The 15467-nt window shown below is 44.6% G+C and carries 13 protein-coding genes; 4 read left to right on the top strand and 9 right to left on the bottom strand.

Annotated elements, in window-relative coordinates; all coding sequences use genetic code 11:
• Nucleotides 1-4: 4 nt before the first annotated feature.
• The 3 genes from ACM0OZ_RS35770 to ACM0OZ_RS35760 all read right to left on the bottom strand — a co-directional run bounded on the left by ACM0OZ_RS35770 (nt 5) and on the right by ACM0OZ_RS35760 (nt 3987).
• Nucleotides 5-655 (bottom strand): calcium-binding protein, encoded by a 651-nt coding sequence (locus ACM0OZ_RS35770; protein ID WP_414587585.1) that lies wholly within the window; start codon nt 653-655, stop codon nt 5-7.
• Entirely contained in the window at nt 619-1083 is a 465-nt protein-coding gene (locus ACM0OZ_RS35765; RefSeq protein ID WP_414587584.1) for a hypothetical protein, read from the bottom strand. The genes ACM0OZ_RS35770 and ACM0OZ_RS35765 overlap by 37 nt, the downstream gene beginning before the upstream one ends.
• Nucleotides 1084-1533: 450 nt before the next feature.
• Nucleotides 1534-3987: an ATP-dependent Clp protease ATP-binding subunit gene (locus ACM0OZ_RS35760; RefSeq protein WP_414587583.1), complete on the bottom strand. Its 2454-nt coding sequence runs from the start codon at nt 3985-3987 to the stop codon at nt 1534-1536.
• 404 nt (nt 3988-4391) lie between these two features.
• On the opposite strand from ACM0OZ_RS35760, the gene ACM0OZ_RS35755 reads away from it, so the two are divergent.
• Nucleotides 4392-4682, top strand: coding sequence for a DUF3288 family protein (locus tag ACM0OZ_RS35755; protein ID WP_414587582.1), 291 nt, complete (start codon nt 4392-4394; stop codon nt 4680-4682).
• Between the two features lie 65 nt (nt 4683-4747).
• Here ACM0OZ_RS35755 and ACM0OZ_RS35750 read toward each other — a convergent pair whose 3' ends face one another.
• Both ACM0OZ_RS35750 and ACM0OZ_RS35745 read right to left on the bottom strand, forming a co-directional pair.
• Entirely contained in the window at nt 4748-6397 is a 1650-nt protein-coding gene (locus tag ACM0OZ_RS35750; RefSeq protein ID WP_414587581.1) for an MlaD family protein, read from the bottom strand.
• A 400-nt stretch (nt 6398-6797) separates the two neighbouring features.
• Complete coding sequence (locus tag ACM0OZ_RS35745) at nt 6798-7580, bottom strand: ABC transporter ATP-binding protein (protein ID WP_414587580.1); 783 nt, start codon at nt 7578-7580, stop codon at nt 6798-6800.
• 122 nt (nt 7581-7702) lie between these two features.
• Between ACM0OZ_RS35745 and ACM0OZ_RS35740 the strand changes: the two genes are divergently transcribed.
• Together ACM0OZ_RS35740 and ACM0OZ_RS35735 are read left to right on the top strand one after the other, a co-directional pair.
• Nucleotides 7703-9175 carry a phytoene desaturase family protein gene (locus ACM0OZ_RS35740; RefSeq protein WP_414587608.1) on the top strand — a complete coding sequence of 491 codons (1473 nt, stop codon included), beginning with the start codon at nt 7703-7705 and terminating at the stop codon, nt 9173-9175.
• 204 nt (nt 9176-9379) lie between these two features.
• Complete coding sequence (locus ACM0OZ_RS35735) at nt 9380-9898, top strand: peptidoglycan-binding domain-containing protein (protein WP_414587579.1); 519 nt, start codon at nt 9380-9382, stop codon at nt 9896-9898.
• Between the two features lie 168 nt (nt 9899-10066).
• On the opposite strand, the gene ACM0OZ_RS35730 is transcribed toward ACM0OZ_RS35735, so the two are convergent.
• The 3 genes from ACM0OZ_RS35730 to ACM0OZ_RS35720 form a co-directional block, all read right to left on the bottom strand.
• Nucleotides 10067-11356 (bottom strand): dihydroorotase, encoded by a 1290-nt coding sequence (locus tag ACM0OZ_RS35730; RefSeq protein ID WP_414587578.1) that lies wholly within the window; start codon nt 11354-11356, stop codon nt 10067-10069.
• 126 nt (nt 11357-11482) lie between these two features.
• Nucleotides 11483-12835 (bottom strand): histidine phosphatase family protein, encoded by a 1353-nt coding sequence (locus ACM0OZ_RS35725; protein ID WP_414587577.1) that lies wholly within the window; start codon nt 12833-12835, stop codon nt 11483-11485.
• Between the two features lie 398 nt (nt 12836-13233).
• Nucleotides 13234-13638 (bottom strand): hypothetical protein, encoded by a 405-nt coding sequence (locus tag ACM0OZ_RS35720; protein ID WP_414587576.1) that lies wholly within the window; start codon nt 13636-13638, stop codon nt 13234-13236.
• Between the two features lie 431 nt (nt 13639-14069).
• Between ACM0OZ_RS35720 and ACM0OZ_RS35715 the strand changes: the two genes are divergently transcribed.
• Nucleotides 14070-14765 (top strand): PD-(D/E)XK nuclease family protein, encoded by a 696-nt coding sequence (locus tag ACM0OZ_RS35715; RefSeq protein WP_414587575.1) that lies wholly within the window; start codon nt 14070-14072, stop codon nt 14763-14765.
• A gap of 218 nt (nt 14766-14983) precedes the next feature.
• Here the strand turns inward: ACM0OZ_RS35715 and ACM0OZ_RS35710 are convergent, their stop codons facing one another.
• Nucleotides 14984-15436 (bottom strand): formylglycine-generating enzyme family protein, encoded by a 453-nt coding sequence (locus ACM0OZ_RS35710; protein ID WP_414587607.1) that lies wholly within the window; start codon nt 15434-15436, stop codon nt 14984-14986.
• Nucleotides 15437-15467 lie beyond the last annotated feature (31 nt).

Below are 15467 nucleotides of genomic sequence, written 5' to 3'. Positions count from 1 at the left end.
AAAGCTATGCACCTACAAAGTTACCTAAAGTCTGTCCAGAAGTCAGTTGGAAATTCCCTTCAGGTAGAGTATCCAAAATAGAGACAGCAGTAGTATCAGAACCAGCCAAGAATGCCGCCGTATTTGTATTCGTTGCCGTTCCCGTTCCTGTTATGACCGTGACATCCGCGATTAAATCTCTCACGCCGTTTGTTACCACAAATACGTCAAATCCAGCATCATTTCGTTGGACATTGTAAACATCTCCTGTTCCCAATTGAATCTGATCGCCAGAGGAGAAGTCTGTGATTTGAGCAAAGTCATTGTCACCAGCAAATTTGTAGAAGGAACCAGAAGCATTGCCGAGAATGAATCTGTCTGAACCAGATCCGCCTGTGAGGACATCTTGCTCGTTTGAACTTACGGTTGGTGCGTTTGTGGTACCTTGTAAGATATCATTCCCATCTCCACCCAGGAGTGTGTCGTTACCTAGACCACCAGTTAAAGTATCATTGCCACCCAACCCATCAAGAGTATTGTTGCCACCACTGCCGATAATACTGTCATCAAAAGGCGTTCCCTTGACATTAACAAAGTTTTCCACCGTAAAGCTAATCGAACCGATATTGGGGATATTGTTTACAGTGAGTTGATTTGCTCCCAAGTTGACATCCAAGGATGCTCCTCCTGTACTATTGGAAGCATCAATCGCATTTGGTTGACCAGCAGCCGCAACAATTCTCTCAATGCTTTGGAGTTGACCTCCACTTGAGTTTCCTTCGCCGATTGCGCGGAGCGCAGTGCCCAAAGGGCAATCGCACCTCTGGGAAACAGCGTAATAGCTTGTCCTAAGTTGCTGTAATCTACAGTATCAAACCCAGCGCCACCATCGAGTAAATCATCGCCTGTGGTACCTAACAGGATATCGTCGCCTCCTTTAGCCCTGATTTCATCATTTCCTTGTGTGCCAAAAATGATATCTGGGTTGTCAGTCCCTTCAATGAGGTTTCTCTCTGCGATCGCCAAAGTTTGGATGTTATTAGCGCCTTGAATCACAATCGCTGCATCTGCAGTAAAAGTGGTGTTACTTTGAGCTATTACCATTTAGGGTTCTCCTGAGGTTTTTCTGTGATTTCGCAATCTTTGTGTTGTATTTGAGGTTGGGAGAAGCTTTCGCCCATACATATCTCGGGTTGATGAAGTAAATTTTACGCAAAACTTTCTTATTTTTACAAATCATTACAATCAAGAATTTCAATGTTTTAGAAGACCAGATCTCAAAAACTCACACTATTTTGAAAAAAGAATGTGACAAATAGATTTTGTAGAGACGCTTCAAACAGCGCGTCTCTACGTATGGATGTGTTGCAAACATTTTTTGAATTGGTATCAGCTGCTGTGTTGTCTTTACTACACAAAAAAATCCCTGGTAAAGATACCAGGGAAAAAAATTACTATCACTATTTCATCAGATGTGTACTGGGAAGCCTCTATGGCTCCCTTAGGTCAGCCAGGGGTTCAAATGTTAGAGCTAAAAGTGACGTGGTACGAATTTTAGCCAACATTTGCGAGTAACAACTCTGGTTTCTCCGACTTACCAACTCTGACTTGACCGTCATCGTCAACATCCACAACGGCTGTGTCGCCTTCTCCGATTTGACCAGAGAGCATCGCCTCAGCTAAAGAATCTTCCAGGAGGCGCACAATTGCTCGACGTAACGGTCTAGCACCGTAGCTGGGGTTGTAGCCTTCTTGCAACACACGGTCTTTGAAGCGATCGCTCACTTCTAAACTAATTCCCTTCTCAGTCAAGCGGCTTGTGACTTCGCGTAGCATGATGTCAGCAATTTGCTTGACTTCATCTTTCTTAAGCTGAGTAAAGACGATAATCTCGTCGAGACGGTTGAGGAATTCTGGACGGAAGAAACCTTTGAGTTCCTCGTTCACCAGCGTTTTGATGCGGTTGTAACTAGCTTCAGCTTCATCTTCGGCGAACTGGAAGCCCAAACCACCGCCACCTTTCTCAATCACCTTAGAACCGATGTTGGAAGTCATGATAATCAGCGTGTTCTTGAAGTCCACGGTTCGACCTTTAGCATCGGTGAGGCGACCGTCTTCCAAGATTTGCAGCAGCATATTGAACACATCGGGGTGTGCTTTTTCGATTTCGTCGAACAGCACTACTGTGTAGGGTTTGCGCCGCACGGCTTCGGTTAACTGTCCGCCTTCGTCGTATCCGACGTAACCAGGAGGTGAACCAATGAGTTTGGAGACGGTGTGGCGTTCCATGAATTCGGACATATCTAGGCGAATCATCGCTTCTTCGGAACCGAAGAAGTAGGAAGCCAATGCTTTCGTCAATTCTGTCTTACCGACTCCTGTAGGACCAGAGAAGATAAAGCTCGCAATTGGTCGATTGGGATTCTTTAACCCAACTCTAGCGCGACGGATAGCTTTGGAAACTGCGGTAACTGCTTGCTCTTGACCGATAAGACGCTGGTGGAGAGTGTCTTCTAAGTGCAGCAGCAACTCTGATTCGGATTCAGTGATCTTGTTCACTGGGACGCCAGTCCATGAAGCCACAATCTGAGCAATGTCTTCCTCATCAACGATGGGGCTATTGACAGATTTATCAGTTTGTGTCTCACGCAATTGAGTTTCGAGTTCCAACTCCTTGTCACGCAGTTGTCCAGCTTTGTCAAAGTCCTGAGTTCTGACAGCTTGGTCTTTTTCCTTTGTCACTAGCGCCAATTCGCGCTTGAGTTCGCGATCAGCTGACTTCATAGAATTCCGCAGACGAACGCGGCTTCCTGCTTCATCAATCAAGTCGATCGCTTTATCAGGTAAGAAGCGATCGCTGATGTAGCGGTCTGACAACTTAGCTGCGGCAACTAGGGCTGCATCAGAGATTTGAACTTTATGATGCTGCTCGTAAGCAGAGCGCAAACCGTATAATATCTCGATAGTTTCCTCAACCGATGGTTCGCCTACCATAATCGGTTGGAAACGACGCTCTAGAGCGGCATCGCGTTCGATATGCTTACGGTACTCATCAAGAGTCGTTGCACCAATACATTGCAGTTCACCTCTTGCAAGTGCTGGCTTGAGGATGTTAGCAGCATCCATGCCGCCTTCTGTGCCGCCTGCGCCAATTAAAGTGTGAATTTCATCTATCACCAGGATGATATTGCCCGCTGTGCGGATTTCATCCATGACTTTCTTAATGCGTTCTTCAAAATCGCCACGGAAGCGAGTCCCTGCCACCAGTGATCCCATGTCAAGGCTGATGACTTCCTTGTCTTGTAGAATGTCGGGGACATTTTGGTTAATAATCCGTTGAGCTAGACCTTCGGCGATCGCTGTTTTACCAACTCCTGGTTCCCCAATCAACACGGGGTTATTCTTGGTACGGCGACCAAGAATTTGAACAGCACGCTCAATTTCCTTCTCACGACCGACAACTGGGTCGATCTTGCCTTCTTTTGCTAGCTTAGTAAGATTTCTACCAAATTCCTCTAAACTGAGAGTTTGGGTGCGTCTTTGACTACCACCGCGACCTGTGGAAACAGATGTGGCTTCACCTAACTGACGAATTACTGCGGTGCGGACTTGCGACAAATCAAGTCCCAAATTTTGTAGTACTTTAGCGGCGACACCTTCACCAGCCTCAGTCAATCCCAAGAGTAAGTGTTCAGTACCTATATGGTTATGTCCCAGGCTCCGAGCTTCTTTAAACGCTTGCTCGAAAAGGCTTTTCACCTTGGGGGTAAAAGGAATTTCCGGGGGTACAAAGCCAGAACCCCGACCAATAATTCTTTCTACTTCGCGACGTGCGTCTTTGAGAGTAACGCCCAAGTCGGTCAGCACTTTGGCAGCAATCCCTGTTCCTTCTCCAATCAGCCCCAGGAGAATTTGCTCCGTTCCGACGAAGTTGTGCCCCAGGCGACGCGCTTCTTCCTGGGCGAGCATAATGACTTTAATAGCTTCGGATGTGAAGTGTTCAAACATATCGGGTTCTTGCTCCCTTGCTGCTTGGGCTTTGGGTGATTTCAGTTGTGCTAAGATCTGAGTTTGTGAATTGGCGAGTCATTTCCGATTTGGGTGAAATTTTACTGCTCACTCAACACTCATTGCTCAGCACTCTTTGGTGATTCACCCTCACCTTAACATTTGTGTACTTTCTTAATGACAATGTATCTTTATTCAAAATCGAGTGACAGTGGTGAGAGCCGTAAGAGTTGAGGTGTGTTTGCCGTCAGTCGAGACACAGAGCTATAAAGACGGGTGTTTGATGAGTAGTAAGTTCTTGGTGGTTAGTGATACTTTTTTGACAACTAACAGATGTACAGACGCTTCAACAGCGCGTCTCTAACAATTCCCCATCTAAAATCCAAATCACAAAAATAAAATATATGAGCAAAGCAAATAAAGACCAACAGCATCCACTGTACAATCGCGATCGCCCTATCGTTGAGAATTTACTAATTGGTGAGGCGACTGATCATAATTTAGCAGAACTAGCGAGATTGCGAATCCGCTACCAAGGCTTTCCTGGTGCAAGAGACATCCAAAGCGACTTGGATAAAGTCTTACAGCAGTGGGGTCTTAGCGAACAAGAACTTTTTGAGAAAACACGCTCCTTACACAGCCTTGGGGGCATTTACAAAAGTCGGGGCAAAAAAGAAGAAGAAGATTGGAATTAGTCAACCACCAAAAGTGACAAATTATCTTTCTCATCTCCCTCATCTCCCTCATCTCCTCCTACTCGCTATTCTCCCAACTTCCCCTGCTCCCGATGCTCCCTCAATTGCCTCAAGAGGTTTTCTTGAGATGCAAAAGGAGCCATTGGACTAGTGGTAGGTCGAGGAGGCTGTTTGCCAGCACTGTTAACAGCAGTGTTTGAAATATTAAATCTTAACGAATCTTGATTGCTGCTTTGTGTGGGAGTAAAGATAATAGCGCTAGGTTGAAATGTTTTGTCATCACTGTTAACAGCAGTGTTTGAGGTCTTAAATCTTAACAAATCTGGATTGCTGGTTTGGGTAGGATTCGTCAAGGTAATAGTGGTAGGTTGAAACGTTTTGCCAGCACTTTTAGCAGCAGTCGGTGAGAGATTAAACTTTATCTGCTGTTGATTTGTATTCGGTGCGGAAATTGCAGCATTGTGGTTGGAAATGACAGCTTTGACTGAATCTAGAGAATCTGCAACTTGCACTTGCTGCTGCATCTGCTGTGTAGAGGACACTAAGCTACTCAAACCATTTACCAATTGCCGTAGATTTTGCCGAAAAGCTGGATCTCCGGTCAATTCATCCAAATCAGATGTAATTTTTTGGGTGTTTTCAAATGTCACGCGAGCAGAATCTAAAGTTTGTTGCAGTACCAACACGTTATTAGGATTGTTCAGGCTATTAGTCACCTCGCGCAAATTCGTAGAAGCCTGTGCAGCATTAGCAGACAGAGTTTCTAAATTTTTGATTAATTCTCCTTGGGTAACACGATTGACAGCAGGTGATAGGCTGCTAACTGTCTGGCGCAGTTCTTTGCTAGTTTCAGTGATATTGTTTAATGTCGCAACCAGCGAAGAACGGTTGCTTGTCACCAGAGTATCGAGGTTGTTAACCAGCTTATTAACTTGACTGGTGGTTGAACGAAGTTCTCTAGCGGTTGCACCGAATTGCTCTGCGGTATTACCAAATCGATTTGCTGTGGTACCGATTTGATTTAAGGTTCTTGTGGAGGATGTACTGAGTTGAGTTGTCGCTCGTTGCACTGTATTGGTAGTCGCGGCAAAGTTGTTGAGCTGTTGTTGCAAGCTTTTGCTTGCAACATTGAGGTTGCGAGTTAATTCAGCGACACTTGCTGCAGCTACAGCAGTATTTTCCACAGCTCTGTTAACGTTTTTATAAAACTCTGGCTTAGAGTATACAGTAGCTAGCTCGGTGCTGCTGCGAATAAGTTCATCGGTACTAATACCAATCTGACCTTTTAAGCGAGAGCCATTACACACAATCATGTCGCGGTTGCAATTTTTGTCCAAGGGTTTAGCAACAACAACCCCAGGGGGAAGCTCTGTTTTTGGTGTAATGTCAACAAAGATTTCACCAATCAGTCCGGACTGATTAGCCTCAACTATGACATTGCTGGGAATGATCAGGTCGGATTTGGTAATATCAATTTCCACCTCAACGTTGTTTGGTCGCGGTCGAATAGCAGAAATAGTGCCTACTTTGACGCCACGATACCGAACCACTGCCCCTTTTTGCATCCCGCCAGCGTTGGCAAATTCAACAATAGCTTTGTATGAATTGCTAGCAGCAGTGAATCTATTCAACCACAAAATAATTAACCCAAACACTCCCAGTCCTAGCAGGAGCAACAACCCGACAGAACCTTCTCGAAATGTTCGCGATCGCATTTTATTTCTCCTATCAACAATTAGTCCTGAGTTGTGAGTGCTAAGTATACCTATTCTCACTCAGCATTCAGCATTCAATAACGTTAGTTGCACACCCCTCGGGGGCTTTGGAGTCCCCACGGAGGAGCCAGCCTTTGTGGTGAGCATAAGCTCTAGGAGGGGAACCACTGCCTTGGGCGGTGAGCCGGTGTTTGTTGTCAGTGGCGTTTTCCCTCGTGTCGGCACAAAGAGCGAAAGGGTTCCCGCTCCTTGTAGAGGCAAAGCGGCTTAAGGCAGGGTGCGGGCTAGGGTTGGGGGGAAACCCGAACGTTCCTCAACGACGGGAAAACGGCAGTTCCTCTTGAGGGAAACTCCTTTTGAGCGTACTGGCGGGAGCAACGCAGTGGCTGCTTAGCACCCATTAACCTACAACATGAATCGGTCCAGATACACTTCCACTAATAAATTGTCTAATCAAAGGATGGTCTGTAGTATCTATTTCACTGACAGTTCCCTGCCATTGCACTTTACCTTGGTAGAGAAACACCACCTGGTCAGCCGTGCGACGAATGGTACTGTGTTGGTGAGTCACAATGGCGTAGGTACTACAAACTCCTTGTGTACATTGCAATTGCCGGATTAAATCTTCTATCACCGTCGAAGCAATTGGATCAAGCCCGGCTGTTGGTTCATCGTACAGTAAAACTTCTGGTCTGTCTTTGGGGTTATCGGGGTTAGACACAATCGCACGGGCAAAGCTAACCCGTTTTCGCATCCCCCCGGAAAGTTCAGCTGGGTAGCGATCGCCTATTCCCGATAACCCTACCATCTCCAATTTTTCATTAACCAGTTCTCGAATACGAGAGCGCCGCAGTTTTGAGTGTTGATAAAGTGAAAACCCCACATTCTCCTCCACCGTCAAAGAATCAAATAACGCCGCCTGCTGGAACACCATGCCAATCCCAACCAAATTTGTAGCATCTTCAATCAACCCCTCTCGCCGCACTCCTTGGACATAAATTTCTCCAGAATCAGGAGCAATTAACCCAGCGATTACCCGTAAAATTGTTGATTTACCAGTACCACTAGGACCGATGATTCCTAATGCTTCTCCTCGGTAAATCGTCAAATCCACGTTATCTAAAACCTTATTGGTACCAAAGGATATAGAAACGCCTTTCAGTTCAATCAACGGTTCAGTCATTGGTCATTAGTCATGAGTCACGCTTTCATTAGTCATGAGTTATGAGTCATTATTCAAAAGGCATTTGACAAAGGACGAAGAACAAAGGACAAATAACAAATAATAAAGGACAAATGACAAAAATGCGCTCTTGTGATGTCATTGTTATCGGTAGTGGTATCGGCGGGTTAACTGCTGCTGCATTACTTGCTCGTTACGGTAAGCGGGTGATTGTTTGTGAAAGCCATACAATACCTGGAGGAGCTGCTCATAGCTTCAGACGACGGGGATTTGAATTTGATTCTGGTCCCTCATTCTATTGTGGTCTGACAAGTGCCGAAAGTTTGAATCCTGTCAAACAAGTTTTTGATGTTTTGGGCGAATCCTTAGAAGCCGTACCTTACGACCCCTTTGGACATTACCATTTTCCCGAAGCCACCTTCAGTGTTTATGGCAATGTTGAGCGTTACCGTCAGGAAATAGCGACAATTACGCCTCAAGGTGCCAAGGAATTCAAACGGTTTGAAGAGCGTTTGTTACCACTGTACGACGCCATGAAAGGAATTCCTACCTTGGCTTTGCGGGCAGATTGGCAGGTGATTCCTGTATTAGTTAAACGTTATTTGCCATCTTTGTTAAAGATGCTACCTCATTTGCCCGTGGTTCAAGCATCTGTGGGTAATGTGATGGATGCAACAGTACAAGACCCTTGGGTCAGACGGCTAATCGACCTGGAATGCTTTTTATTGTCTGGTTTAAAGGCGCATGGCACTATTGCCCCAGAGGTAGCATTTATGTTAGGTGAACGCTCTCGTGCCTGTGTTGAGTATCCTGTAGGCGGCAGTGGGGCTATTGTGAAGGCTTTGGTGGGTGGGTTGGAACGTTGGGGTGGTCAGTTGCTCCTAGGATGCCATGTCGAGCAAATTCTGGTAAATTCTGGCAAAGTCTTTGGTGTTCAGTTAACAAACGGTGAAATCCTCAACGCACCCATTGTCATTTCTAATGCCAGTATCTGGGACACTTACACCAAATTATTACATCCCGATGATTTACCCTCATCCTACCGCAAAGCTGCTTTGGATACAGCAGTTGTTGATAGCTTTATGCATTTACATTTAGGTATCCGTGCCGAGGGCTTGGAAAATCTCACAGGACATCACGTCGTAGTTCACGACGCTAGCAAGGATATTACAGTAGCAGGAAATACTTGCATGATATCGATTCCTAGTGTGTGGGATGCAACACTTGCCCCAGAGGGACATCATGTGGTTCACGCCTACACCTTAGAACCATACGCGGGATGGGAACGGAACGCTGAGTATGAACAGAAGAAGCGTGAGAAAGCTCAAACTTTATATCGTGCTCTAGAGCGGATTATCCCAGATATCAGAGAGCGTGTTGTGTTGGAACTGATCGGCACACCCTTAACTCATGCCTATTATCTACGAAGGTATCGGGGAAGTTACGGTCCGGCTATTGAGGCGGGTAAGGGGATGTTTCCGGGATGTCACACGCCAATACGGGGTTTGTATCGCGTGGGTGATAGCACTACACCAGGAATAGGTGTACCTGCGGTAGCAGCGTCTGGCATTTTGTGCGCGAATACACTTTTATAGCTGACAAACTCCGCAAAGGCTTTCTTTGCGTGAGATGGCTTAGATATAGCGCTACTCACCCAAAAACACTGTTTGGGTTAAAAGTCCTATGAAATAAGCATTTTAGGCAATTCTACAGAAAAATTTTGAATTTTCATCGTTTTCCTTGCGGAATCGGTTAATTAAACAGTGATTCTACAGATACAAACACATTGAGAAATAACTATGACCTTTACAAATCAAGAAAGCGCCTCTGCTCAACTTAACAAACCTGTCCTTAAAGAAGGTTCTAAAGGTGAAGCTGTTAAAGAACTGCAAAAGCTGTTATTAAAATATGGTGCTTTCGTATCTCTTGATCACAACGGTGCTTGTGTATTTCCTGGTGAAGAAGTTGTTGACGGCATATTTGGTTCCCAGACAAAAAATGCAGTCATATTCTTCCAAGGTAAGGTGTTTCTTTTACAAGATGGAATTGTTGCAGATAAAACTTGGCGGGCGCTTTTTAAGGGTGCGCCAGTTGATATGCCTATCCTAAAGAAAGATAGTAAGGGAGAACTTGTTAAGAACGTTCAAGAAAGACTGGCGATCGCTGAATACTTCAACGGTAATATTGACGGTGAGTTTGGTAGGCGTACAGAAGCCGCAGTCAAACGTTTGCAAAAGGATACAGGTTTGCCACAAGATGGAGTTGTCGGCGATCGCACTTGGTTTGAGTTAAGCAAGATTAATACAGTTTTCTGCTAACTTATTCGTTTAAAAGAAACTACGTTTTTGATGAGACTTGCTGTTAAAGTCATAAAAAGATATTTAGAACCACAGATGCACACAGATTAACACAGATAAATAACTAGTGTGCACCTGTGGTTTTATTTTGATTACTCTTAATTGCAAGAGCCTTTTTGTTGAAATCAACTAACACCAAGTCTGCACAACACGACCTGTTAATTGCTGTCCCAACCAAAATGTATTACTAGAAAGTGTATACAGATTTTGCTTTTCGACTTTCCAGGTTTGCTGGGGATCAAATAAAGCCAGTTCCGCTTTTTGATCGGGTGCAAGCGTACTCGTTTTCTGTTGTAAACATTTGGCTGGATTCATACTCAGAGCTTTCCACAATTCCAAAGCTGTGAATTCTCCGGTTTCTACCAAATGCTGCCACAAAAGGGGTAATGCTAGCTCGTAACCAATTGCTCCTGGTGGAGCTTCGGCAAAGGCAACGGTTTTTTCTTCGTAGGTGTAAGGTGTGTGGTCTATGGCTATAGCATCTATCACACCCGTCCGTACTGCCTGCCGTAACGCTATCAAGTCACTGGGATTGCCTAAAGGCGGGTTCAATTTTAGGCTGCTATTATAACTTTTTATTGCTTGCGTGTCAAGTAAAAGATGCATCCAAGAGGTACTAGCGGTGATGGGGACACCTCTGGCTTTGGCTGCTGCAATTAATTCGACACTACGAGCAGTCGAGACACGCATGATGTGTACTGGCGTACTGGTGGCGGTGACTAATTCCAACAAAGCGGCGATCGCAGAAGTTTCCGCGCTGGCAGGTATAAAAGGCAACCCTAAACGAATCGCATTTGGACCTTCGCGCATTACCCCATTTCCGATCAATTCGCGATCGCAACACCAAAATGCGACTGGTTTCCTCAAAGGCTGGAGATATTCCAACACCCGACGCACCAGCCCAAAATTTTCCCAGGGCTGACCGTCAGTAAAGCCAACCACCCCAACTGCTGCCAAGTCTACCAATTCTGTCATTTGCTTGCCAGCAACATCTAAGCTAATTGCACCCCAGATGTACAAAGAAGGAAGAGGTAAGAAAGAAGATCGAAGAATATCTTCTTTATTATTTCTTGTTTCTTCATTTTTTAAGCTTACGACCACAGCAGGGTTATCAATGGCTGGGGATGTATCGGGTAAGATACTAATTCGTGTAAAGCCGCCAGCAGCTGCTGCTTGCAAAAGGGACAAAAGGGTTTCGCGTTCTTCAAACCCTGGTTCCCCGGAGTGGCTATACAAATCTACCAACCCTGGTCCAAGAACTAAGCCATGACAATCTTTAACATCAGTGTCATTGGGTACATCAGAAATATTATGAGTAACAGATCTGATATAGCCATTGTCAATGAGTACATCAGCGATTTGGTCAGTTCCAGAAACAGGGTCGATAACCCTTACTTGTTGCAGCAGTTCTCTTGTCATTTTAGCTACCGACTATTAGCTATCAGCTATCAGCTTTTTAACTTTTATATGTTCTTAACTGTACATTTGTGTACTTTCAGCTTAGAATCAACTATCGGCTAAAAGCTGACAGCTAATTGCTAAATGCTACAACGCCCCTGCCGCTGTTTTATCCAATACGCCTCCACCGAGGTGAGTGGTGATATTCATTGCTTGGAGTACTGGTAAACCACTTGCTCCCAAGGGGTAATCGATAACACTGACTGCGCCATTCCCCTGACGGAAATTCCAAAACTGTTCTGATGATAAACCCAGAACGTGACAAAGCAGGGTTTTGTTAGTAGCGTCATGAGCAACAATCAATCCGGTTTTGAGTTGCTTTCCAGATGCAGCCTGGACAATTGATTGCCATGTTGCAACACTACGTTCCCACACTTGCTGCAAATTTTCTCCTTCTGGCATTTGGACTTGGGCTGGTTGTGTTCGCCAGCGATGCAACTCTCCTGGAAATTCCTGCTCTATTTCTTCTTCTAATTTTCCTTCCCAAAGTCCGTGACTAATTTCCCTTAAACCATCTTGCAATTCCAAATTTACACCAGTATGGTACTGCAAGATAACTTCTGCTGTTTCTTTGGGACGTAGCATCGTGCTACTAACGGCAAAATCAATTTCCACATCTTTAAGAAATTGAGCGGCTTTTTGCGCTTGCTGTTTGCCATTGTCGTTCAGGGGAACATCAATTTGCCCTTGAAATCTGGTTTGGCGGTTCCACTCAGTTTCTCCGTGACGCACCAGCAACAATCTTACACCGTTGTGATTTGGGCGCAAGGAAGGCAGAATTTCTCCCAGATGTTGCGTCTGATTGAGAGATTCTAGTTGGACTGGTTCTTCTAATCCCCCAGAAAAATTGAGTACGCTAACGCTACAGTTAGATTGTTGGATGGAATGGTAGCGTTCTGGAGGAATTCCCAGCGCCGTGCTCAAAAGAGCCCGATTGATACCGTTATGCCCCACGATAAGTATAGTTTCGCCTTTATGGCGAGATAAAACTTCTTGCCAAAATTGCCGCGCTTGTGCGTACAACGAAAGAACAGGAAAATGTTCTGTTGTTTGCTCACTATCTTTGACAGACATCCGCAGCAGCTGGGGGCTTTCCTGCCAAGTGCGGTAGTCTTCAGGAAACTTCTCCTTCACTTGTGCACTAAGGATTCCCTGCCATAAAGGCAGGTCAATTTCCAGCAACTTATCAGAAGTTTGGGGAACAGCAGATTGCTCAGTATGAGTTGCCAGTTCATGATAGATGGTATCTGCTGTATCTTTAGCGCGTTGCAGAGGGCTGGTGTATATTGCTTTAAATAGGATATTACTGAGGGCTTTGCCTACTTTACTAGAATCACTACGACCTTTTTCAGTTAACGTGGACGCATCGGAACGTCCTTGTATGCGCTTTTCGGTGTTATAGCTGCTTTGACCGTGGCGCACGATAATTACACGAGTCACGTTTTGCCCTCCTGTATCTAAAGGTCTAATTCTACTGCAAAGCGTAGGCAGATTTATCTGTTGAGAAAAGTACCTAAGTAAAAGGGCGTATTAAATACGGTGGTAAGTAGATAGGTGGAAATAAACAGAACTTCGTTAAGAAATGTAAAAACGCCGCTAACCCTTACTAATGACTAATGACCAATGACTAATGACTGCCGAAACTCGTTAACTTTATTTGTACCGACCTACTTATCAGTCTAAACAAGCCACTAGTCGGTGTATTAATCCCAAAACGAATAACCCTCCAGGTTTATGGGCGTTGCAGCCCTAGAATCTGGAGGGGATTTTAATTTTTGGCATTTTTGGGCAAATTTTAGGAAAACTTTTGGTTAAAACTGAGTGAGAGTGAATTGTTGCTACCTTCTTGTATTTCTATCTAAGTTATCTAAGTCAATCTGCACCTGCACGCCGTCATTACTGTAAAATGAATCTTCTCCTTGTGGGAAAATCAGATTATTTGGAGTTGTGATTGGTTCTCTGCGACGTAATTCGATTTGATCGCCAAGTTGCCAAGCATCAGCTGGAGAAATGTTTTCTCCAACATTTTGCTGTGAAACATTGTTTGGAGAATTTCTTTCTGCAAAAAATCTTGCAAAATCATCCTCAGCTGTTCTATTATTTATCCCAGTTAAAGAATTTCCTCGAATTGTGTAATCCTTACTATTTGAGTTTGGTGCAACTGAGGACTGTGCGTTAACCTTGCTTCCTATTCCAACGACAGCTGCCACTATCGCCAAAGCAGCAAATACTTTATATTTCATTGTTTTTCCCCAAACCCTGCGTTATTTTTTTGGTCGGTATTGTACAATAAAGCTTTTTGATTTCTAGTCTAGAATGTGCTAGACAAAAAAACCGTATTGAAGTATACGCTTTCTCAAGTTGAAAGCAGTATTAGCTCAATTTGTTGTCTCCTATGGAGAAAACTTTACTAGCCACTCTTAATTTAGTAAATATTTCTAAATTTTTCCTCTAATTTGAGAATTATGCCTTTAAGCATACTTGTTTTCAAAGTAGGTTAGTTTGAGGCTTGCCTTCGGCAGTCTTGTTTGCCCAATTTCCCGAAGGGACGCTAAGAGCACGCTGGCACGAAGTGCCCACGCCCGGAGTGATTGCGCAAAGCGCAGCCCCGAAGGAACATCGCCTCGTACCTATTGCTCAAATATAGAAAGGAACCTTTTGACACCGATATACAATGCCCTTTGATACTCAATTGCTACCCCGCATCAATGGCAAATCTGTGCGGGAAAATGGTAAACAATACTACGTAGACGCTCAAGGAAACCGCTTTCCCAGTGTGACGACAATACTGAATGCCACCAAACCACAAGAGGAACGTGATAGGTTATTAAACTGGAAAGCGCGTGTTGGAACAGAAGAAGCTACGAGAATTTCAACAGGTGCGAGTCGTCGAGGAACGCAAACCCACAAACAAATTGAACGTTTTCTACTTGGCGAAAACCCTGTTTGTCCTCAAGGTAGTGTTGCTTATTGGGAAAGTATCAAACCTATTTTAGAAGAAATTGATACAGTGAAACTTGTAGAAGGCTCAGTTTTTCACTACAACATGAGCTACTCTGGCAAAGTAGATTGTATCGCTAGTTATAAAGGTATTCCCTGCATTTGCGAGTGGAAAACCGCAGACAAACCTAAAGGTTCAATTGAGCGTTTGTACGAACATCCACTACAATTAACAGCGTATTTGGGAGCAGTTAACGAGTGTTATCGAGAATATGATATTCAAGTGAATCATGCTTTGTTAGTTGTAGCAATACCAGATACAGAAGCAGAGGTATTTTGGTTTGAGCCAGAAGCGATGGCAGAGTATTGGAAACAGTGGGAAGAACGACTTGCCGAGTATTGGCGAAGCAGAAAAGGTTGGGGCTGGTAACGCAGGGAATTCGACCTGAAGATGCTCTTAAAAAATGAGGCGGAGCCTCCCTAACTCGTTTAACTCGTTCCCAGGCTGAGCCTGGGAACAAGAAGTTGGATGCTCTGCATCCTTAAAATCTAGAGGTCTTCTAGACTGAGGGAAGATAAAGTGCTTTGTTTACAAAGAATTGGTATGACTACTGTGTTCTATGTTCTTTGTTCATATTAATTTTGGCTCTACACATTGACTACACAACGAAATCCAATATGACACGTTGATGTATCTATTGTTTCTGGATGACGCGCTGCTGGTCGATAACGCTGGCAGTAATTAGGCGCACAGAGGAAGGAACCACCCTTAAGTACCTTTCTAGGTATTTGTGTCTGCGCCATATTTGGGTCAAAGCTCTCTTCTTGTGTTCCGCCTCTGGGGTTGACTGGAATACAGCAAGATTTCGTCTTCTTTTCCGGGTGAGAGTCTCGATACCAGTCAGTTGTCCACTCCCAAACGTTGCCTACCATATCGTATAAACCATACCCATTCGGAGGATAGGAGCCAACAGGTTCTGCTCCAGGAGAGTGCTGCTTTAAGTTTTGCCACGGGAACTCGCCTTCCCAAGTATTAGCCATCCGCTTGCCTTTGGGAGCAAATTCATTCCCCCAAGTGATTAAACTCAACGAATTTGTCACCAAATCCGTTGGTCTTCAGAACCGTGCATGA

This window comes from Scytonema sp. PCC 10023 (assembly GCF_963920835.1).
Lineage (GTDB): Bacteria > Cyanobacteriota > Cyanobacteriia > Cyanobacteriales > Nostocaceae > Kalymmatonema.
The sequence above is the reverse complement of the archived record's forward strand: the minus strand, read 5'-3'. Positions and strand labels throughout refer to the sequence as shown.

What these genes read in the sequence shown, in the direction of transcription:
- ACM0OZ_RS35765 (WP_414587584.1), bottom strand. Translation starts at nt 1,083, where the DNA reads ATGGTAATAGCTCAAAGTAACACCACTTTTACTGCAGATGCAGCGATT.
- ACM0OZ_RS35760 (WP_414587583.1), bottom strand. Translation starts at nt 3,987, where the DNA reads ATGTTTGAACACTTCACATCCGAAGCTATTAAAGTCATTATGCTCGCC.
- ACM0OZ_RS35755 (WP_414587582.1), top strand. Translation starts at nt 4,392, where the DNA reads ATGAGCAAAGCAAATAAAGACCAACAGCATCCACTGTACAATCGCGAT.
- ACM0OZ_RS35750 (WP_414587581.1), bottom strand. Translation starts at nt 6,397, where the DNA reads ATGCGATCGCGAACATTTCGAGAAGGTTCTGTCGGGTTGTTGCTCCTG.
- ACM0OZ_RS35745 (WP_414587580.1), bottom strand. Translation starts at nt 7,580, where the DNA reads ATGACTGAACCGTTGATTGAACTGAAAGGCGTTTCTATATCCTTTGGT.
- ACM0OZ_RS35740 (WP_414587608.1), top strand. Translation starts at nt 7,703, where the DNA reads ATGCGCTCTTGTGATGTCATTGTTATCGGTAGTGGTATCGGCGGGTTA.
- ACM0OZ_RS35735 (WP_414587579.1), top strand. Translation starts at nt 9,380, where the DNA reads ATGACCTTTACAAATCAAGAAAGCGCCTCTGCTCAACTTAACAAACCT.
- ACM0OZ_RS35730 (WP_414587578.1), bottom strand. Translation starts at nt 11,356, where the DNA reads ATGACAAGAGAACTGCTGCAACAAGTAAGGGTTATCGACCCTGTTTCT.
- ACM0OZ_RS35720 (WP_414587576.1), bottom strand. Translation starts at nt 13,638, where the DNA reads ATGAAATATAAAGTATTTGCTGCTTTGGCGATAGTGGCAGCTGTCGTT.
- ACM0OZ_RS35715 (WP_414587575.1), top strand. Translation starts at nt 14,070, where the DNA reads ATGCCCTTTGATACTCAATTGCTACCCCGCATCAATGGCAAATCTGTG.